Below are 19,056 nucleotides of genomic sequence, written 5' to 3'. Positions count from 1 at the left end.
CTGTCGTGCTTGCGTGCCTTCCCGGCAACACATTTCCCGGCCCGGCTTGGGCTATCTGGCAGGATCAGGGGAGGGGGCAGCTGGAAGGAACATCGGAGCGAATGAGCGAGCAGCGCGGCGACCTGCCGGGCGAGGAGCGACCAGGACCGTACAGCGGTCTGTTCGGCGCCGCTCCGGACACCTACAGCTATCAGCAGACTCCGCCGAAACAGGTGAAGATCGCGATGGTGATCGCGATCGGCCTGGGCGTCATGTGCCTGCTCCTGGCAGTCCTCACCCTCACCTCCGCCGGCGACCAAATCTCCGAAGTCCTCACCGGCTCCCGCGGCAACGCCCCGGTAGCGGTCGCCGCCGCGATGATCTGCGCCTTCCTCTACCTCGTCCCCGCCCTCTACCTCCCCAAACGCCGCCCCTGGTCCCGCTACCTACTGATCGCCGTATCCGCCATGGGCATCGCCGGCGGCGCAATGGCCCTCCCCGCCGGCATCCTCGGCCTGGCCATCCACGCCACCCTCCTGACCCTCATGCTCCAACGCCCCACCAAACTCTGGTTCCGCCGCTGAAGCCTCCCCTGACAATCTGCCCCGGGATGCCCCGCGCTGCCCCACGACACCTGTGGATTACGGCGTTCGCGCGATGCCTGACTCCGGCACAATCCCGTGGTGCCTACCTCGTCCGGCCCAGATACGACCCTCAGCGCCTGGGTCGACGAGTCCGTTCTCGTCGGCAACGACCAGCGTCCGGGAACCTACACACTCGCGGCGGTCATCGCCGACGACGCCGCGCTCGACGGGCTGCGAGCGGACCTGGAGGAATTGACCGAGCGGAAGGTTGTGCGTCTCCATTGGGTTGCCGAGTCGGCCAAGCGGAGAGATGCGATCGCCGAAACCATTGCTGGTCTCGGCATCGTGGCGGTTGCTGTAGCCGGAAGCCCCGTTCACCGGCAGAGGCAGGAGCGTGCGCGGCGGTGTTGCCTCGAGCGGCTGCTGTACGAACTGGATCAGTTCGGTGTCCGCGAAGCCTGGCTCGAGTCACGGGCTCCGGCGCAGGACAAGCGTGACCGGAGTCTGGTCGACAGCGCGCGGCGCAAGGGCCTGTTGTCCCAGCGGTTGTCCATCGGGTTCGCCCGACCCCTGCAGGAGCCGATGCTCTGGCTCCCGGACGCCGTGGCGGGGAGCGTAACCGCGGCGCATCTGGGAGAGCCGCGATGGCTCCTGGCGCTCTCAGAGGTGGTTGCAGTCCATCAGTTGACAGTCCGCTAGAAGCGCGAAAGCTGGGCCCCATCATCCGGTGGGAATCCCAGCTTCACTTCTCACCAAGCAGCGCGTGGCGAGCTGCCACAAGTATTACACAAACCGTGGCAGCTGTTCCTGCAGGTTGCCGGATCAGAGTTTCTGGAGGCGGTTGAGGGCTTCTTGGAGGACTTCGGGTTGTTTGCAGAAGGCCCAGCGGACCAGGGGGCGGCCGGGGGTGGGGTTGTCGTAGAAGACTTGGTGGGGGATGGCTACTACGCCGGTTTTTTCGGGGAGCAGGCGGCAGAAGGTGATGCCGTCGGTGTGGCCCAGGGGGCGGATGTCGGTGGTGATGAAGTAGGTGCCGGCGGGGCGGTGGACGTCGAAGCCGAGGTCTGCGAGGCCGTTGGCGAGGAGGTCGCGGCGGGACTGGAGGTCGGCGCGGAGGGCGTCGAAGTAGTCGTTGCCTAGGGCAAGTGCATTGGCGACGGCCGGCTGGAACGGGGCGCCGGACGTGAAGGTGAGGAACTGTTTGGCGGTCGTGACGGCGGTGACGACCTCGGGCGAGCCGGTGACCCAGCCGATCTTCCAGCCGGTGACGGCGAAAGTCTTGCCGGCGCTGCTGATCGAGACGGTGCGGTCCGCCATCCCGTCGTACGACGCGAGCGGTCGATGCCGGAGGCCGTCGTACACCAGGTGTTCGTAGACCTCGTCGGTGATGACGACGAGGTCGTGTTCGATCGCCAGTGAGCTGATCCCCTGGAGCTCGTCGTCGGTCAGCACGGTGCCGGTCGGGTTGTGCGGTGAGTTGATCAGCAGGACCTTCGTCCGCGGTGTGATCGCGGCGCGCAGCTCATCCAGATCCAGCCGGTACGACGGTGCGCGCAGCGTCACCGGGACCCGGCGTCCGCCGGCGAAGGCGATGCCCGCGGCGTACGAGTCGTAGTACGGCTCGAGCGCGATCACCTCGTCACCCGGCTCCACGAACGCGAGCAGCGCGGCCGCGACCGCCTCGGTGGCGCCGGTGGTGACCAGGACCTGCGTATCCGGGTCGTACGACAGGTCGTAGAACCGCTTCTGATGGTCCGCGATCGCCTGCCTCAACGCGGGTACGCCGCGAGCCGGCGGATACTGGTTCGCCCCCGCGCGGATCGCCGCGATCGCGTCCTCGAGCAACGAGTCCGGCCCGTCCCGATCCGGGAACCCCTGACCGAGGTTGACCGATCCGGTCGCCACCGCGAGCGCGGACATCTCGGCGAAGATCGTCGTACCCAGTCCGTCCAACCGCTCGGCGTGTGCGCGCATCCCTCAACCCTCGACCGCAGTGACCATGTGCGCAAGCCAGGCGCGCGCTGCCGAGCGGTCGGCGGCGGTGAAGGACGCCTCGAGTTCCTCCTCGACCTTGCGGATGGCCGGGGTCGCCTCGTCGAGTCGGCGGGCCCCGGCGTCGGTCAGGTGGACCTGCTGGGTACGGCGGTCCTTCGGGTTCGGCCTGCGCTCGACCAGGCCGGCCTTCTCCATCCCGGTGATCAGCTCGTTGGCCGACTGCCGCGTCGTGCCGACCACCCGGCCGACGTCCGCGATGGTCAGGCCCGGATCCTTCCGCACGCAGAGCAGCGTCCCGTACTGCTGCACCGACAGTCCGTGCTCGTCGAGCGCCTCGGCGAGCAACGAACGCATGCTCAGCCAGGCGTGCCGGACGAGGAACGTCACACAGCCGTCGTCAGCGAAGGAGTCCATGCTCCCCATTCTGCCCGGGTCCGCGAGAGGGCACGAAAAGAAGATTGACAGGTTCCTGTCAATCGAGGATGATCGAGATCTCGTCAGGGTCCTGACAATTATAGGAGACTTCGTGTCCTCGATCGACCTCATCCCGGAGCGGCGGCACCGCCGCATTCTCGCCATCCTGGTCGTCTCGGCCGTCCTGATCTGGATCGACTCGACCGTTCTCGGTATCGCTCTCGAACGCCTGGCCGACCCCGTCGACGGCCTCGGCGCCACGCCCGGCCAGCTGCAGTGGGCCGTCGGCATCTATTCGTTGCTCTTCGCCACCGCGCTGTTCCTGGCCGGTGCGCTCGGTGACCGGTACGGCCACCGGACCATCCTCATGCTCGGCCTGCTGATCTTCGGCGGCGCCTCGGCCTGGGCCGCGTGGGCCACCGACCCCGTCGCCCTCATCCTGGCCCGCGCCGCGATGGGCCTGGGCGGCGCGCTGATCATGCCGCCGTCGATGGCGATCATCGGCTGGACCTTCCCGCCCGAACGCCGGGCCGGCGCGATCGCGATCTGGGGGTCGTCGGCCGGTGTGGGCGTCGCCGTCGGACCGGTGCTCGGCGGCCTGCTGATCGACCACTTCTGGTGGGGTTCGGTCTTCACGATCAACCTGCCGATCGTCGCGTTCGGCCTGATCGGCGCCGCGCTCGTGCTGCCGAACCCGCGCAGCCCGCAGCGTCGCCGGCTCGACCCGCTCGGCCTCGGCCTGTCCACCCTCGGTCTGCTCGGCCTGTCGTACGGCCTGATCGAAGGCGGTCACCAGGGTGGCTGGGACCGCTGGCAGGTCTGGGCGAGCATCGCGGCCGGCCTCGTCCTGCTGGCCGGATTCATCTTCTCCGAGTGGCGGGAACGCGAGCCGAGCTTCGACCCGCGCCTGTTCCGCAACCGCCGGTTCGCGGCCGGCAACTTCACGCTGGCGGTCGTGTTCCTGCTGCTGACCGGCCAGAGCTTCTACCTCGCGTTCTACCTGCAGGGTGCTCGCGGGATGAGCGCGCTGTCGGCCGGTCTGATGTCGTTGCCTGCAGCAAGCGGTGTCATCGTCGGCTCGCAGCTGGGTTCCCGGCTGGCGGCCCGGTTCGGCGTGGCCAAGGTCTCCGGTACGGCGGTCCTCGTGCTCGCGGCCTGCTCGTCGATCAACCTGCTGTACGACGTCGACACCCCGCTGGTCTGGATCGGCGTGGTCGGCGCACTCGTCGGCCTGTCCATCGGTATGACCACAGCCCCGACGACGACCGCAGTACTGGCGACGCTCCCGCTGGATCGCATGGGTGCCGGATCAGCCGTCAACAACGTCCTTCGCCAGGTCGGCAGCGTGCTCGGGGTCGCGATCCTCGGCACGATCGTCTCCTCGACGTACCAGCATCGGATCGCGCCGTCGATCGTCGGCCTGCCCGATACGGCAGGTACGTCGGCCGAGGCGACCCGTCATGTCGCGAGCACGCTCGGCCGACCGGAGCTGGTGAAGGCCGCGAACGACGCGTTCATCCACGCCATGCACGTCGCGGCCCTCGTCGGCGCCGGCATCGTCCTGGTCGGCGCCGTCGTCCTGGTCCTAGCATTCCGGCAAACCAGCCGGCCTGCAAAGGTCCAGGAAGAGGCGCCGACCGAGACGGTCGAGGTCTAGTTCCAGGGCGACGGCGGCGGGGGAGGTACGACGGCGGGGCGGTCCTCGCACCACGTCGCGCCGGTCCAGCCGCCGTCGTTACCGCCCAGATCGCGGACCTCGAACTCCGGCGGCCCGTTGAAGTGGAACGTCCCGCAGTTGTTGACGAACGGCGCGCCGACGTTGCGCGCGTCGACGTTCTCGAAGGTCGCCCAGCCGCCGACCCGGGCACTGACCACGTTGGTCCCGGTGCCGTCGACCTTGATGTTGCGGACGGCAACGTTCGTGATCGCGTAGTCGTCCTTCACCGGCCAGTCGACGACGAACATCATCGCGTTGTACGTCGAGTCCAGGAACGAGCTGTCGGTGATCTGAATGGTCCCGGACATCGTCGACTGCAGGGCGTACAGCCAGATCGCGCCGAGTCCGATGTCCCAGTTCAGATCCCGCGGACCACCGCGGACCGTGGTGTTGCGCGCGAACGTCAGCGTGCCCTGGAACGGCGTCGCATTGAACCGCGAGCCCGCATGCAGCGTGCTGCCCTCGCGGATCGGATCCGCGACCAGGTTGTCGGTGACGGCGTTGTCGCGGCCGCCGTAGATCGCGATGTTGTTCGCGAGGACAGGCGTCTGGACGGTGTTGTGGTCATAGATGTTGTCGTGGTTGACCAGGCCGTCCGCATTCGACTCCGACCACATCGCCAGTCCGTCGTCCCCGCTGTTGCGGACAAAGTTGTTGGTCGCACGAACGTTGGACACGCCAAGGTGCAGATTCATGCCGTCGGCAACGGCGTCGGTGATGACGTTGTTGCGGATCAGCAGTCCGTCCATCGGGCCGTCGAGCCAGATGCCGACCTTGGTGTGGTGCAGGTACAGGTTCTCGATCGTCGACCCGCCGCCGATCGCACCGCCGATCCCGTTCACCTGGTCGGTGTCGATGCGCTCGCGGACATCGCTCTCGATCGCGAAGTCAGACAGGTGTACGCCGGTGCTCCCGCCGTCGGCGGCGTACTTGCCGTAGAAGCCGGGTGCACTGTGCACGGACTTGTCCGGCGCGGGCTGGGCCAGCGGGAGGACCTTGCCCTTGATGATCGTCCACCAGTTGCCGGCGCCGCGGATCGTCACCTTGTCGACGACGATGTGCCGGTTGACCTGGAACGTGCCGGCCGGGATGAACACCGACCAGCCGATCCGTTGCGCCGCGGCGATCGTGCGCTCGATCGCCGGCGCGGCATCACGCCGCCCGGTCGGATCGGCGCCGAACAGCCGCACATCCAAAGAGCGAGCGGGTTGCCGGAGCGGTGCATCGACCAGCTCGAAGTCCGCGACGTCGAGCACGGTCCACGCGGCAGCAGTCACCCGGGGTACGGCGAACCGGATGCGCGAGCCGGCCTGATACGTGCGGTCGAGCATCACCCGCTGCTCGTCGTAGAAGTGGTTCGGCCGGAACGGCTTGGCGACCGGATCCGGTTCGGGCTTCCACCAGCCCGGGATCGGGTCGACATTCGGGTCGTTCGAGAACGGATACATGCCGTAGAGCCAGGCGTACTGCGAGGTCAGCGTCATCGTCCGCTTGTGCTTCCCGTTGACCGAGACGTCGAGCGGAGCGGTGATCCCGCCGCCACCGGGCGCGTCCGGGATGCTGTAGCGCAACGTCAGCGCGTTCGCCGGCCGGGTCAGCGTGAATTCGACGTACTGCTTGGGCTGCAGCCGTACGGCGGTCCGCCCGGAGGCCTCGGCCGGGAGCGTGTACGCGTCCCGCCCCGGGCCGATCTTCTCGCCGGTGAAGGCGGCGTTCTCCGCCTCCTGCTCGACGAACGGTACGTCGGCGCCGCGGCCGGCGACCAATGCGGGATCGAGCCCGGCCCTGGTGATCCGGGGTGCTGGACGGGCGGCGGCCGGTTGAGCTACGAGGACGGCACCGAGGAGTGCGGTCGCACACGCGACCGTGAGCAAGCGTGAACGGGACATTGGCGGATCCCCCCTCCGGACGAATTGTCTGGAGGTTATGCACCCGACGATCGGTGCGCAAGATCTCGACAGGTCAGAGAAATTTCCGGACCATGAAGACGTCGACCGGGTCTTCGCTCTCCACGACGAAGCCATGGCGCTCGTACAGCCTGCGGGCCGGGCTGCCCTGCAGGACGTTCAGCCACACGGTCCCGTCGGCGCGGTCCAGAACGGTCCGCAGTACCTCGGAGCCGAGGCCTCGGCCCTGGTGGTGCGGGGCCAGGTAGAAGTGCTCCAGCCAGCGGCGATCCTCGGCCGGCCGTACTGCGATGGAGCCGGCCAGCTCGCCGCCGACCTCGATGATCTGGGTGTGCTCGGGCGAGAACGAGTCCCGGAGCCGCTGCCGGACCCGATGCGCGTCGTACCGGCCGAGGCGCTCCAGGTCCGGGCGCATGACGACGGCCCGGATCTCGACGAGGTCCTCGAGGTCGTCCGATGCGGCCGGCCGTAAAGCGAACCTCATGGCAGGTCGGGCTGCGGTTCGGGGCGGAGCGCGCGGAGCCAGAGCTCGGTCTGGGCGATATGCGCGGAGGCCGCGGTCGAGGCTGCCGCGGGGTCGCGGGTGGCGATCGCGTCGAGGATGGCGCGGTGGCCGCGGTCGCTGGTCTGCTTGATCGCGTTGAAGTCGGCGCCGGGCTCGAAGATCCGGTAGTGGCCGCCGCGGCCGCGGATCACGTCGGTGAGCGCGGTGACGGTCGGGTTGCCGCCGGCCGAGCAGATCGCGCCGTGGAACTCGGCATCGAGGTACTGGATCTCGACCGGGTCGGTGGTCGCCTCGAGCCGATCGAGAATCGAGCTCAGCTGCGCGGCGAGCTCCGGGTCCTGGCGTGCGGCCGCGGCGGCGGTCGCGTGCGACTCGAGAACCCGGCGTACCTCCAGCAGCTCGAGCAGGCCCTCGAGTGGGATCAGCTCGACCGACAGCGAGAACCGGCTGATGATCGCGGCCGGGTCGAGCGCCGAGACGTACGTACCGGATCCGTGCCGGGACTCGATCACGCCGAGCGCGGCCAGCGACCGCACCGCCTCACGCAACGAACTGCGGGACACCCCCAGGTGATCGCACAGCTCGGGTTCCGGCGGGAACTTCGCCCGCGGCCCGAGCTCCCCCGACGCGATCATCTGACGCAGACCGGCCAGCGCCTTGTCCGTGGCAGCCATTCGTCACCTCCTCCACGAAGCGTAAGTCCTCAGACCAATCACGGTCACATTCGCCACATTGCGAGCAGTCGCCCGCGAGAGGCTGGGCGATTCATCAGACGTCAGGAGGTGAGTTCGCGCGCAACGACGAGGCCGAGCTGGAAGCGGGTGGTGACGCCGCGGTCGGCCATCACCTGCGCGATCCACCGGCGCGTGGTGCGCAGGCTGATCCCGAGCTGACGGGCGATCGCCTCGTCCTTGAGCCCGGCCGACAGCAACTGGAGCACCCGCTGCTCGGACTTGGGCGGCGGCTGACCGCCGTTCAGGTGCTGGTCGAACGAGATGCTCCGCTCCCACATTCCGTCGAAATGCGTGACGAGCAGCGAGAGCAGGGAGCTGGGGTGGACGAGTACTGCGGTTTGCGCCGCATCCGAACCGTCGACACCCAATGGCATCAGCGCGAGACGGCGGTCCACGATGACGAGCTTGGTCGGCACCACCGGCGACAGCCGGGCCTGCTCGCCCGCGTCCCGGAAGGCAGTCATCCTGGCGAGTTGGCCCGGCTCGGTCAGTGACTCGGTGGAGTAGATCGCTCGCCACCGCACGCCGCGAGCCAGCGCATCCATCTCGTCGGGGTTGTCCTGCGCGCCGACGTACGGCGGCTTGTCGAACAACACCACCTCGTGCTCGGCGCCGCTCATCAGTTGGGCCGCGCGCTGGCTGATGGCGGCCTGGCCGCTGATCAGCTCGACGACCTGCGAGCTGTGCTCGTAGCGCGTGCCCTGGTGGAAGTCCGCGAGCAGACTCTCTGCCTCCAGCCTGGCCCGCTCGAGTTCGTCCTGGCGGCGGGCGATCAGGGAGCCAACAGCGACATCCGGCGGCGCCGGCATGAACCTCGCCGGTACGCCGGGCCGCCGGCTCACCAGTCCGCACCGCTCGAGCCGCGCGACCGCCTGGCGGGCGCGGGTGGTGCCGATGCCGGTCCCGGCCGTCAGCTCGGCCAAGGTCGAGCCCGGCGCGGTCAGCAACCGCCGGTACAGCTGCTCGTCCAGAGCGGTGACACCGACAGCGGAGAGCTTGCCTTCGTCAACTCTCTCCCTGGACATCCTGGCGAGAGTACTCCGCGAAACAGGCTCCGGTGCAGCGAATTTCCCGATGGCCACTGAAGGACATTGGCTTCATCGTGCCGCCGGATCCACTGGCCGCGCGCTGCGCGTCGTGAGCACACTGCATCCGCCATAGATCGATTTCCGTCCTGCCATCGGGAGTGCCCTCCATGCATCCTGTACCGAGACGTGTCGTCCGAGGGGCGCTGGCGTTGGCGACGCCGCTGACCCTCGTCCTCGCAACCACCCCAGCCCTCGCCACACCGTCCACACTGTCGACACCGTCCAGGCCGACCTCTCCCACGCCTGATACGCGGGTGATCGTCCAGTTCGCCGGCACCCCGGCCCTGTCCGCGGGAACGCTGGTCCCGCAGCGGGTGACCGCAGTACAGGTCGCTCATGCGAGCTTCCGGCAGGCCGTGGTGGCCGCCGGTATCCATGCCACCGTCACCCACGAGTTCAGCGAGCTCCTCAACGCCGTGGCCGTCACCACCGACGCGGCCGGCGTCGCCCGGCTCCGCGCCCTACCTGGCGTGACCGCGGTGTATCCGGACCAGCAGGTCCACTCGAGCGGTGACGCCGCGCTGACGCAGATCAAGGCGCCCGCGGTCTGGCAGACCAAGGATCGCAAGGGTACGGCGGTCACCGGCGCGGGTCAGACCATCGCGATCGTGGACACCGGGATCGACTACACCCATCCCGATCTCGGCGGCGGATTCGGCAAGGGTCACAAGGTTGCCGCCGGCTACGACTTCGTGAACGGCGACGCCGACCCGATCGACGACAACGGTCACGGCACCCACGTCGCGGGAATCGTCGCGGGCCGCAGTACGCAGGCCGACGGCCGTACCGGCGTCGCGCCGGACGCGACCCTCACGGCGTACAAGGTGCTGGGCGCGGACGGCAAGGGCTTCGAGTCCGCCGTCATCGCCGGGTTCGAGGCCGCGGTCGCCGCTGACAACCCGTACCGCGCGGACGTCGTCAACCTGAGCCTGTCGGGCGATCCGTCGCCCGACGACCCGCTCGAGCAGGCCGCCGAGAACGCCGTCCACGACGGGGTCGTGGTGGTCGCTGCCGCAGGCAACGAAGGTCCCGGTGAAGGCACTGTCGGTTCACCGGCCGAGGCGCCGGACATCCTCGCGGTCGGCGCGAGCATCACCGGGATCGACGTACCGACCGTGACCGTGACCGCGCCCGTCCGGCGTGCACTCGACGTCCAACGGGTCGGGTTGTCGGCGAACCCGCCGGCTGGTGGTGAGGACCTGGAGGTCGTCGACGCGGTCAACGGTGGCCCTGGCGACTACGACAACATCGACGCCACCGGCAAGGCCGTCCTGGTCGCGTACAACAGCGAGATGCTCGGCGACATCCTCGCGACCGCTGAACAGCACGGCGCGAAGGCAGTGCTGCTGCGGACGCCGAACTACTACAAGGGCGGTGCGGGCCACCTGCTGCTGCCGGCCTTTGCCACCGGTACGGCGGACGACCCCGGCAAGGCCTCGCTGGTCGCCACCGTCATGAACGGGACCGATGCGTCGGATCTGTCGCAGTGGCTCACGCAAGGCCCGGTCCGGATTCACATCGGTGGTACCGACGCGACCGACCAGGTCGCCGAGTTCAGTGCACACGGCCCGGTGTCCGGCAGCTATGCGATCAAGCCGGACCTGGTCGCGCCGGGGGTCGAGATCAGGTCCACGTGGCCTGGCGGACAGTACGCCGAGGACAGTGGCACCAGCATGGCGGCGCCGCACGTCGCCGGTGCTGCCGCGCTGATCCGGCAGGCTCATCCTGACTGGACTGCCGAACAGGTCGCCGCGGCACTGGCTGGTGGCGCCGACCGACTGTCGACGGCGTTGGACGCCGTGACCCAGGGATCAGGCCGACTGGATGTGGCTGGTGCCGACCAGTTGGCCGTCCTGCCGAACAAGCGGTCGCTGAGCCTCGGCGTAGCAGACCTCAGTAGCCGCACGCTCCGCTCGACGAGCACGGTCACGCTGACCAACGTGTCGTCCACGACCAGGACGCTGCACTTCGACGCGAAGTCGGCCACCGGTACGCCGGCGAAGGTCTCGGTCTCCCCGAGCTCCGCCCGACTCGGCCGGGGGCAGAAGGTGACTGTCCGCCTTACCGTGACCGGCGCGCGTCCGGCAGGTGGCGCGGACTGGAGTGGATGGCTGCGTGCCTCAGTCAGCGGGTCGCCGGACCTGTCCGTCCCCTGGCTACTGGCCGTGCGGCCGCTCGACCTGCACGCGAACCCGGACCCGACTGTGGCCGGTGCCTCGGTCTACATCCACTCCGACGCCGGACTGACCGCGGCGCCGCGAGTGTCCGTGACTCCGCCCGGGGCGCACCACGCGATCACCGGTACGGCGACGTTCGACCACACCGGCTGGTGGAAGTACTCGGTGCCCGCGGGGCCGGCTGGTGCGTACCAGGTGTCCGCGAGCGCTCGGACGTCCTCGGGCGCCTGGCTCGACGGGCAGACGTCGTACGAGGAACTCGGCACTGCACACGGATCCGGTCCGAACGGGTGGCAGTCCGTCGGTCCGACCAGTCAGGGTGCCGACAAGATCGGCTACACCTCGAAGGCCGGGCGGATGTTCGCCATGCCGTACCTTTCGCCGCGGCCCGGCGTGTTCCGGACCGACGACGGCGGCTCCACCTGGCGTGAGCTCCGCAATCTGCCGATCGGTGCCGGTGTCGATCTCGGGATGGCGACCGACCCGACCCGGCCGGACACGGTGTACCTCGCGGTCGAGGGCGGGCCGGACCCGACGTACCAGGGCAAGATCCTGGTCAGCCACGACGCAGGGGAGACCTGGACGACGCTGCCGTTCCCGGACGTCAGCCCGAGTGACCTGTCGATCGACCCGACCGGGCGGATCCTCGTCGTACCCACGTTCGACAACAGCGTCTACGTCAGCACCGATCGCGGTCAGACCTGGACGAACTACCCGAGCCCGGGCGAGCACCTGCAACAGGTCAGCCTGATCGGCCACGACCTGTACTTCGGCGACGGCCTCAAGCTCTGCGTGATCCGGAACATCGACAGCACGCCGGAGCCACTGCAGGAGCTGTTCACCTCGCCCGAGGACGACCAGTTCGTGGCGGAGGTCGCCGGTGACGCGAACCTGCTCGTGGCCCGTACACCGCGGCAGCTCTACCTGTCCCGTGACAACGGTGCGAGCTGGCAGCCCGGGCCGGCGGCGCCGGTGGGTGAAACCATGTCCACGGTGCAATTCGTCAACGGCGACGTGTACGCCGCGACCGAAGACGAGATCCTCGTCGACCGGGGCGAGGGAACGCAGTGGAGCACGATGCCGGCCCCGGTCGAGAACGACATCTTCCGGATCTCCTCGCCGCCGAACAGCAAGCAGTTGGTCGTTTCGGCCGCGGGTAGCGGGCTGTACCTCACCGACGACTCCGGCGCCACGTACCACCGCGTCGGCCTGACCAGCGCCGACGTACACGCGCTGGCTGTCGGCCAGGACGCGTCCGGCAAGTCCACCCTGGTTGCCGGTACGACGTTCTCCACGTTCACGACCGCACTGCCGGTGCAGCGGGTTCCGAGCCCGGCCGACCACGACTGGGGCCTCAACGGCAGCGACATCCTGCTGGGGAACCGGATCACGGCCCTGACCACCGACCCGTCCGATCCGCACCGGCTGTTCCGGGCCGTCTCGAAGGCGCAGGGCCGGCCGACGATCGAGGAGTCGACCGACGGCGGCAGGACGTGGGCGGTCAAGCTGAACGTGCTGGCCGATGCCCGGGTCTACCAGATCGTCGTCGACCCGGCGAACCGCGACTACATCTATGCGGCGGTCGACGACGTACTCAGCCCGGGCGTGGTCGTCAGCAAGGACGGCGGGAAAACCTGGCGGAAGAACAACCTGGCGATCGGCGTCACCGCGGTCGTCGCCGATCCGCGCAACCCCGACCACCTCTGGCTCGGGGGACCGGACGGGTTGTACCGCTCCGACGACCAAGGCCAAACGGTCCAGCGGCTGTCCGACGTACCGGTGTCGGTGCTGGCGCTCGACCCGCACGACGTCAACCACCTGGTCATCGGCGGGGACGGCCTGTACGACAGCCGGGACGGCGGCCGGACCGTGAAGGCGGCCGCGACCTCCGGGTTCCGGCTGAACATCACCGCGCTGACGTACGGCGCCGACGGCCAACTGTTCGCGGCCGACGGTGACGGCGCCGACGCAGGACTCCCGGTCGGCGGCCGGGGCGTGCTCAACAGCCGCGACGGCGGCCGCAGCTGGCACAACATCTCCGACGGACTGCCCAACCTCGACGTGGCGAGCCTGATCACGTCACCGGACGGACAGTGGCTGTACGCCGGAACCGTGGGCGGTGGCGTCTACCGCATCACAACTCACTGAGCCGACAGGTAGCCGAGGAACGCTGGCAGGTCATGGACCTGCCAGCGTTTCGGCCCGAGCTGCTGGTACGGCGTCCCGTCGGCGGACGGCTCGTGCGTGATCAACGCTGTCGTCATCCCGCGCTCGTGCGGGAGGGTGAGATTCACCTCGAGGTCGTCGACCATCGCCGCCCGCACCGGGTCGATCGCGAAGCGGACCAGGAACGCGTCGAGACTCTCGGCGTACGGCTTCGGGATGAGATCGCCCGCGAGGATGTCGAAAACCCCGTCGAAATGAGCCGTCAGCCCGAGCCGCCCCAACGCCTGCTCGGCGTGGTAGGCGGAGCCGTTCGTGTACAAGTAGCGCCTGCCGGGGAGTGACTGCAGTGCGTCGGCGAGCGCTCCGTCGTGCCGGAGGACCGAGTAGTCGATCGTGTGTTCCCAGGCGAGGTAGTCGTGTGCGTCGATCGACCGGGTGTTCATCAGACCGCGCAGAGTCGTCCCGTGCTCGGCGACCAGCTGGGCCTGCAGGCGACGAGCCCCGGCGTCGTCGGTTCCGAACAGATTCGCCAGGTAGGCGCGGATCCGGGTGTTCATCTGATCCGCGAGACCGACGCTCGCCGGATACAGCGTGTTGTCGAGATCGAGGATCCAGGTGTCGACGGCAGACCGCATCTGGCCAGGGTAGTGACACACTGGGGGCGTCACCGACGGGAGGATTGAACGTGGCGACTGCGCTCATCACCGGGCCGGCGACCGGGATCGGCCGTGCGTTCGCGGACAAGCTGGCGCTGGAGGGCTACGACCTGGTGCTGGTGTCGCGGGACGAGGCCAAGCTGAAGGAGGTCGCCGCCGACATCACCCGGCTGCACGGTGTCGAGTGCGAGGTGCTGGCCGCCGACCTGACCGATGCCGACGATCTGGCCCGGGTCGAGGAGCGGTTCCGCACCGGTCCGATCGAGGTGCTGGTCAACAACGCCGGCTTCGGGCAGAAGAAGCCGTTCTGGGCCAACCCGGTCGACGTCGAGGAGAAGCAGCTGGATCTGCTCGTCCGCGTCGTACTGCGCCTCACGCACGCGGCCGTGCTCCCGATGATCGAGCGGGGCTCTGGTGCGGTGATCAACGTGTCGTCGGTGGCCGGATTCCTGCAGCGCAACGTCTACAGCGCGCACAAGGCCTGGGTGACGAACTTCTCGGCCGGGCTCGCGCTCGAGCTGCACGCCAAGGGCGTTGCGGTGATGGCGTTGTGCCCGGGCTTCGTGCACACCGAGTTCCACGAGCGGATGGGGATGGACAAGTCGCTGATCCCGTCGTTCATGTGGCTGGACGCGACCGATCTGGTCGACGCGGCCTGGAAGGACCTGATGCGCGGCAAGCCGATCTCGATCCCGAGCCGCCGCTACAAGCTGATCGTCGCCGGAACGCGCTTCATCCCGCGAGCGCTCATCGCGCGGGTGTCGACCGTGGGCCTGGACGGCCGCCGCCGCGCTTGAGCGGGTTCGGGCGCAGGGCCTCGTAGATGGTCCGGCCGAGTGCGCCGGCGTACGCGGTGCGCTCTTCGGTTGTCGGCGTGCGGCCGGCGAAGTTGACCTCGAAGCCGCGCTGGAAGCAGGCGCCGAACAGCAGTGCGGCCGCGGCGGTGACATCCGCCGTACGGCGGACGCGGCCGAGCTTCTGCTCTTCCTGCAGGTAGCGGACCAGGCCCTCCTGCGCTTTGTGCGGCCCGGCGTCCAGCTCACGTAGGCGTCGGCGATGGGCGGTCAGGAGGTCCTGGGACGAGAACAGCGACACCAGGATCGGGAAGCCCTCGACGTAGAAGTCGATCGCGATCCCGGCCAGCCGGATCAGGTTGGCGTGGACTGTCCCCGACCCCGGGTTGCCGATCAGCTCTTTGAGCGAACCGGGGAGCGTGGGCATGCGCTCGTGCAGGACGGCGAGCAGGATCGCGGCCTTGTCCGCGAAGTGCTTGTACAGCGCGGCCTCGGAGTACCCGGCGACCTGGGCGATCGACTTGGTCGTCGCCCGCGCGAACCCCTGCGTCCGCAGCACCTCCGCGGCCGCGTCCAGGATGTCGTCTCTGGTCCCCATGGATCGCAGCCTATCTTGACAGGTTGGTGAGTGTTCACTAACCATGGTGAGTGAGTGTTCACTAACCTGGAGGGGTTGACGATGAAGTTGGTGGTGTTCGGTGCGTCCGGACGGATCGGGACCGAGCTGGTGCGTCAAGGCGTGGCAGCCGGACACGCGATCACCGCGGTCGTCCGCGAGGGGTCGAGTCTCCAGGTGGCGTTGCCCGAGCTTCGGCTGGTGGCGGCCCGGGCCGGGGTCACCGGTGCGCTGGCCGACGTAGTGACCGCCGACGTCATGGATCCACACGCAATCGCGCCGATCCTGGAGGGACACGACGCGGTGCTGTCCGTGCTCGGACCTCGACCGTCCGGGGCGAGCAGTGTCCTCACCGACGGCGCGCACAGCATCCTGCAGGCGATGGACGAGAGCGGAGTACGACGGTTCCTGGTGGTGAGTGTGGCCGGCATTCACAGCACGGGCGACGACCCGTTCACGAAGTACGTCGTGAAGCCGATCCTGCAGCGGATCCTGCGGGAGTCGTTCGCGGACGCGCGCCGGATGGAGGAGCTGGTCGTGGCGAGTGAGCTGGACTGGACCATCGTGTGTCCGCCGCGGCTGACCAACGGTGCGGCGAAGGGAAAGTTCCGCAGCAACACCGAAGGGACGGTGCGCGGCGGATTCTCGATGACCCGGGCGGACGTCGCGACCTACCTGCTGAACGCGGTCGACAACGCCGGCCTCATCCGGCAGACGGTCGTGATCTCCAACTGACTACAGCTTCTCGGCGACCTCGGTCAGGACGTCGAGGGTGGCCGTGATCAGCGGGTGATCGGCGCGGCTCGCGCGGACGGCGGCGTACACGCGGCGGGTCGGCACCGGGTCGGGGAGCGGGCGGATCAGGGCGAGCGTCGGCTCGGGTACGGCGAGGCGCGGGACGAGCGAGACCCCGCCGCCGGCCGCGACCAGGGCGGCGACGGCGCGGAAATCGTCGGACTGGTGGACGATCCGCGGCTGGAATCCGGCCTGTTCGCAGGCGAGGACGACCACGTCGCGGATCGGGTTGCCCGGTGCGGTCATCACCCAGTCGTCGTTCGCCAGCATCGCGAGCTCGATCGTGTGTTGCTCCGCGGCCGGGTGGTTCGGCGGCAGTACGGCGACGAAAGGCTCGGCGTACAAGGGGATCCGGACCAGTCGGCGGTCGTCGGGGCGAGGTGAGCCGCGGTGCTCGACGGCGATCGCGAGGTCGGCGTCACCGTCGAGGAGATGGGTGATGCCCTGGTGGCCCTCGGCGTCGCGGACGACGAGGTCGAGGCCGGGCGTGGTCTCGCGCAGCCGGGGGAGGGCCGGCGCGACGAGCAGGGTGATTGCGGTGGCGAAGGCGACGATCCGGACCTCGCCGTTGGCGCCGTTCGCGTGCAGGCGCATCGCGTCCTCGGCGCGTTCGACCTCGGTCAGGATCGTGTCGGTGTGTTCGAGGAGCAGGCGGCCGGCGGAGGTGATCGCCACCCGCCGGCCGCGGCGTTCGAGCAGTTCCTGGCCGACCTCGGACTCCAGGGCGGCCAGTTGCTGCGAGACGGCCGAGGGCGTCAGATGCAGCACCTCGGCCGCCGCGGTCACAGTCCCGTGGTCAGCAAGCGCACGCAACACTCGCAGGCGTCGTACCTCGATCACGAACCTCAGCTTCGCACGGGCCGGCTGTGGATGCGATCAGGGTCAGCTCGACAGCCTGCGGAGCCGGGGTACGGCGCTCCCGCCAGCGCCGGTAGGCGTCGCGGATCGGGTGGCGTCGCGGGACATATGGCCGGATCGGTGCGTCCGGCATGGCGGAGTGGGTCTGTTCGTGGATCGACTTGATCACGGAGAACGGTACGTATTGCACGGTGGTTCCTTTCGACTCTTCGACAGTAGGAACCAGCGCATTGATACGTCCAATGAAAGTTCTGCGCTGAGTTGATGTGTCTGGTGCATGATTGTGGTCATGGAACTACGACAGCTCAGGTCGTTCGTGGTGGTGGCCGAGGAGATGAACGTCGGGCGGGCTGCGACGCGGCTGCACCTGACCCAGCCGTCGCTCAGCCGGCAGATCGCGGCGCTCGAACACGATCTCGGTGTGGAACTGTTCGCCCGGGTGAAGCGCCGGTTCGTCATGACGGCTGCGGGTGAGACGTTCCTGGCGGAGGCCCAGGACCTGTTGCGACGGTCGGACGAGGCGGTGCGCGCGGCGCAGCGGACGCAGCGCGGTGAGCTCGGATCGCTGCGGCTGCGGTTCGTGCAGTCGGCAACGTTCGAGCCGCTGCCGCAGATCCTCGGCGCGTTCCGGGAGGCGTACCCCGAGGTGGTGCTCGACCTGGAGTCGATGACCACGCTCCGGCAGACCGAGGCGTTGCGGGACGGCCGGATCGATGTCGGGCTGCTGCGGCCGACCGTGCCCGCGCCGGCGGGATCAGCCGGCGGGCAGGGCGGGACCGTCGTCCGGCTGGCGCCCGGGCTGCTGTCCAGGGTGGTTGCCGAGGACCACGTCGTGGCGGTATTGCCGGCTCGGCATCGGCTCGTCCGGCGGAAGCGGATCCGGCTGACCGATCTCGCGGAGGAGCCGTTCGTGTTCTATTCGCGGCCGAGTGGGCCTGCGGTGCACGACACGATCGTCGGGTTCTGCCGCGCGGCCGGTTTCACGCCACGGATCGAGCAGGAGGCGGCCGACGTACAAACGATCGTGTCGCTCGTCGCAGCCGGCCTCGGCGTCTCGCTGCTGATCAGCCCGACCCCGCCGTCCAACCCCGACGCGATCGTCTACCGCGAGTTGTCCGACGACCTACCACCCTGGCCACTCTCCGTAGCCTGGTCGCCGGACAACCGTTCGCCAGTCCTGGCGCGCTTCCTCGAGATGCTTTAGCCGAAGACGTCCGGGTCGCCGCCGGTGCGGACGCCGGTTTCGAGGTCGGCGATCGTTGCCATGTCGTCGTTGTCGAGGCGGAAGTCGAAGACCTCGAAGTTCTCCTTGATCCGGCTCGCGGTCTTCGACTTCGGGATCACCACGTTGCCGAGCTGCAGGTGCCAGCGGATCATCACCTGGGCGGCCGACTTGCCGTACTTCGCGCCGATCGTCTTCAGCGCCGGGGCGTCGATCAGCTCGCCGGACGCCAGCGGGCTCCACGCCTCGGTGACGATGTCGTTCTCCGCGTTGAACGCGCGCAGCTCGTCCTGCGGCAGCGCCGGGTGCAGCTCGATCTGGTTCACCGCCGGGCGGATCGTGGTCTCCTCGAAGATCCGCCGCAGCGCCGGCTCGTGGAAGTTCGAGACGCCGATCGAGCGCACCCGCTTGTCGGCGTACAGCTGCTCGAACGCCTTCCAGGTGTCGACGTACTTGTCCTTCTTCAGGCACTGCCAGTGGATCAGGTACAGGTCGACGTACTCCAGCCCGAGCTGGTCGATGCTCTTGTCGAACGCCGCCAGCGTCGAGTCGTAGCCCTGGTCGCTGTTCTGCAGCTTGGTGGTGATGAACAGTTCGTCACGGGGCAGGCCGGACGCGGCGATGGCTCGCCCGACACCGGCTTCGTTGCGGTACGCCGCGGCGGTGTCGATGTGCCGGTAGCCGGTCTCGAACGCCGCGGTCACCACGTCGGCGACGATCGCGTCCTCGACCTGCCAGACCCCCAGGCCCAGCTGCGGGATCTCGACGCCGTTGTCCAGAGTGATGGAGGGGACTGTGCTCATCTGCCCATTCCACCCGGCAAAGGGTTTCTGGCCCAGTCATCCGACG

General features: G+C 68.8%; 18 protein-coding genes. 7 read left to right on the top strand and 11 right to left on the bottom strand.

Going from position 1 to position 19,056, the window contains the following annotated elements; all coding sequences use genetic code 11:
- Positions 1–101 precede the first annotated feature (101 nt).
- On the top strand, positions 102–563 hold the full coding sequence (locus OHA10_RS09175; protein ID WP_371405739.1) for a hypothetical protein: 462 nt from the start codon (positions 102–104) through the stop codon (positions 561–563).
- 99 nt (positions 564–662) lie between these two features.
- Complete coding sequence (locus OHA10_RS09170; RefSeq protein WP_371405738.1) at positions 663–1,262, top strand: hypothetical protein; 600 nt, start codon at positions 663–665, stop codon at positions 1,260–1,262.
- Between the two features lie 123 nt (positions 1,263–1,385).
- On the opposite strand, the gene OHA10_RS09165 is transcribed toward OHA10_RS09170, so the two are convergent.
- Both OHA10_RS09165 and OHA10_RS09160 read right to left on the bottom strand, forming a co-directional pair.
- Positions 1,386–2,537 carry a pyridoxal phosphate-dependent aminotransferase gene (locus OHA10_RS09165; protein ID WP_371405737.1) on the bottom strand — a complete coding sequence of 384 codons (1,152 nt, stop codon included), beginning with the start codon at positions 2,535–2,537 and terminating at the stop codon, positions 1,386–1,388.
- 3 nt (positions 2,538–2,540) lie between these two features.
- Positions 2,541–2,972 (bottom strand): MarR family winged helix-turn-helix transcriptional regulator, encoded by a 432-nt coding sequence (locus OHA10_RS09160; RefSeq protein WP_371405736.1) that lies wholly within the window; start codon positions 2,970–2,972, stop codon positions 2,541–2,543.
- A gap of 112 nt (positions 2,973–3,084) precedes the next feature.
- On the opposite strand from OHA10_RS09160, the gene OHA10_RS09155 reads away from it, so the two are divergent.
- Entirely contained in the window at positions 3,085–4,629 is a 1,545-nt protein-coding gene (locus OHA10_RS09155) for an MFS transporter (protein WP_371405735.1), read from the top strand.
- Here OHA10_RS09155 and OHA10_RS09150 read toward each other — a convergent pair.
- The 4 genes from OHA10_RS09150 to OHA10_RS09135 all read right to left on the bottom strand — a co-directional run bounded on the left by OHA10_RS09150 (position 4,626) and on the right by OHA10_RS09135 (position 8,860).
- Positions 4,626–6,578 (bottom strand): glycosyl hydrolase family 28-related protein, encoded by a 1,953-nt coding sequence (locus OHA10_RS09150; RefSeq protein WP_371405734.1) that lies wholly within the window; start codon positions 6,576–6,578, stop codon positions 4,626–4,628. The two genes, OHA10_RS09155 and OHA10_RS09150, sit on opposite strands and share 4 nt — an antisense overlap.
- Before the next feature lie 73 nt (positions 6,579–6,651).
- Positions 6,652–7,080 (bottom strand): GNAT family N-acetyltransferase, encoded by a 429-nt coding sequence (locus tag OHA10_RS09145; RefSeq protein WP_371405733.1) that lies wholly within the window; start codon positions 7,078–7,080, stop codon positions 6,652–6,654.
- Complete coding sequence (locus OHA10_RS09140; protein ID WP_371405732.1) at positions 7,077–7,775, bottom strand: FadR/GntR family transcriptional regulator; 699 nt, start codon at positions 7,773–7,775, stop codon at positions 7,077–7,079. The genes OHA10_RS09145 and OHA10_RS09140 overlap by 4 nt, the downstream gene beginning before the upstream one ends.
- A 101-nt stretch (positions 7,776–7,876) precedes the next feature.
- Positions 7,877–8,860 (bottom strand): helix-turn-helix domain-containing protein, encoded by a 984-nt coding sequence (locus OHA10_RS09135; protein WP_371405731.1) that lies wholly within the window; start codon positions 8,858–8,860, stop codon positions 7,877–7,879.
- A 170-nt stretch (positions 8,861–9,030) separates the two neighbouring features.
- On the opposite strand from OHA10_RS09135, the gene OHA10_RS09130 reads away from it, so the two are divergent.
- Positions 9,031–13,248, top strand: coding sequence for a S8 family serine peptidase (locus OHA10_RS09130; RefSeq protein ID WP_371405730.1), 4,218 nt, complete (start codon positions 9,031–9,033; stop codon positions 13,246–13,248).
- Here the strand turns inward: OHA10_RS09130 and OHA10_RS09125 are convergent.
- Positions 13,242–13,901: a pyrimidine 5'-nucleotidase gene (locus OHA10_RS09125; RefSeq protein ID WP_371405729.1), complete on the bottom strand. Its 660-nt coding sequence runs from the start codon at positions 13,899–13,901 to the stop codon at positions 13,242–13,244. The genes OHA10_RS09130 and OHA10_RS09125 overlap by 7 nt on opposite strands.
- 50 nt (positions 13,902–13,951) lie before the next feature.
- Between OHA10_RS09125 and OHA10_RS09120 the strand changes: the two genes are divergently transcribed.
- On the top strand, positions 13,952–14,719 hold the full coding sequence (locus OHA10_RS09120) for an SDR family NAD(P)-dependent oxidoreductase (RefSeq protein ID WP_371405728.1): 768 nt from the start codon (positions 13,952–13,954) through the stop codon (positions 14,717–14,719).
- Here OHA10_RS09120 and OHA10_RS09115 read toward each other — a convergent pair.
- Positions 14,670–15,314, bottom strand: coding sequence for a TetR/AcrR family transcriptional regulator (locus OHA10_RS09115; RefSeq protein ID WP_371405727.1), 645 nt, complete (start codon positions 15,312–15,314; stop codon positions 14,670–14,672). The genes OHA10_RS09120 and OHA10_RS09115 overlap by 50 nt on opposite strands.
- A gap of 81 nt (positions 15,315–15,395) precedes the next feature.
- On the opposite strand from OHA10_RS09115, the gene OHA10_RS09110 reads away from it, so the two are divergent.
- A complete protein-coding gene (locus tag OHA10_RS09110; RefSeq protein ID WP_371405726.1) occupies positions 15,396–16,067 on the top strand; it encodes an NAD(P)-dependent oxidoreductase in 672 nt (223 codons plus the stop codon).
- Here the strand turns inward: OHA10_RS09110 and OHA10_RS09105 are convergent, their stop codons facing one another.
- Together OHA10_RS09105 and OHA10_RS09100 are read right to left on the bottom strand one after the other, a co-directional pair.
- Complete coding sequence (locus OHA10_RS09105; RefSeq protein WP_371405725.1) at positions 16,068–16,967, bottom strand: LysR family transcriptional regulator; 900 nt, start codon at positions 16,965–16,967, stop codon at positions 16,068–16,070. It lies immediately after the preceding gene.
- The gene (locus OHA10_RS09100; RefSeq protein WP_371405724.1) at positions 16,924–17,175 is read right to left on the bottom strand and encodes a hypothetical protein; all 252 of its coding nucleotides are present in this window, start codon (positions 17,173–17,175) and stop codon (positions 16,924–16,926) included. The genes OHA10_RS09105 and OHA10_RS09100 overlap by 44 nt, the downstream gene beginning before the upstream one ends.
- A gap of 99 nt (positions 17,176–17,274) precedes the next feature.
- Here OHA10_RS09100 and OHA10_RS09095 point away from each other — a divergent pair, with 99 nt between their 5' ends.
- Positions 17,275–18,189: a LysR family transcriptional regulator gene (locus OHA10_RS09095; RefSeq protein WP_371405723.1), complete on the top strand. Its 915-nt coding sequence runs from the start codon at positions 17,275–17,277 to the stop codon at positions 18,187–18,189.
- Here OHA10_RS09095 and OHA10_RS09090 read toward each other — a convergent pair.
- Positions 18,186–19,010 (bottom strand): aldo/keto reductase, encoded by an 825-nt coding sequence (locus tag OHA10_RS09090; protein ID WP_371405722.1) that lies wholly within the window; start codon positions 19,008–19,010, stop codon positions 18,186–18,188. The genes OHA10_RS09095 and OHA10_RS09090 overlap by 4 nt on opposite strands.
- Positions 19,011–19,056: the final 46 nt, after the last annotated feature.

The sequence above is a fragment of the Kribbella sp. NBC_00662 genome (assembly GCF_041430295.1).
Taxonomy (GTDB): domain Bacteria; phylum Actinomycetota; class Actinomycetes; order Propionibacteriales; family Kribbellaceae; genus Kribbella.
The sequence above is the reverse complement of the archived record's forward strand: the minus strand, read 5'-3'. Positions and strand labels throughout refer to the sequence as shown.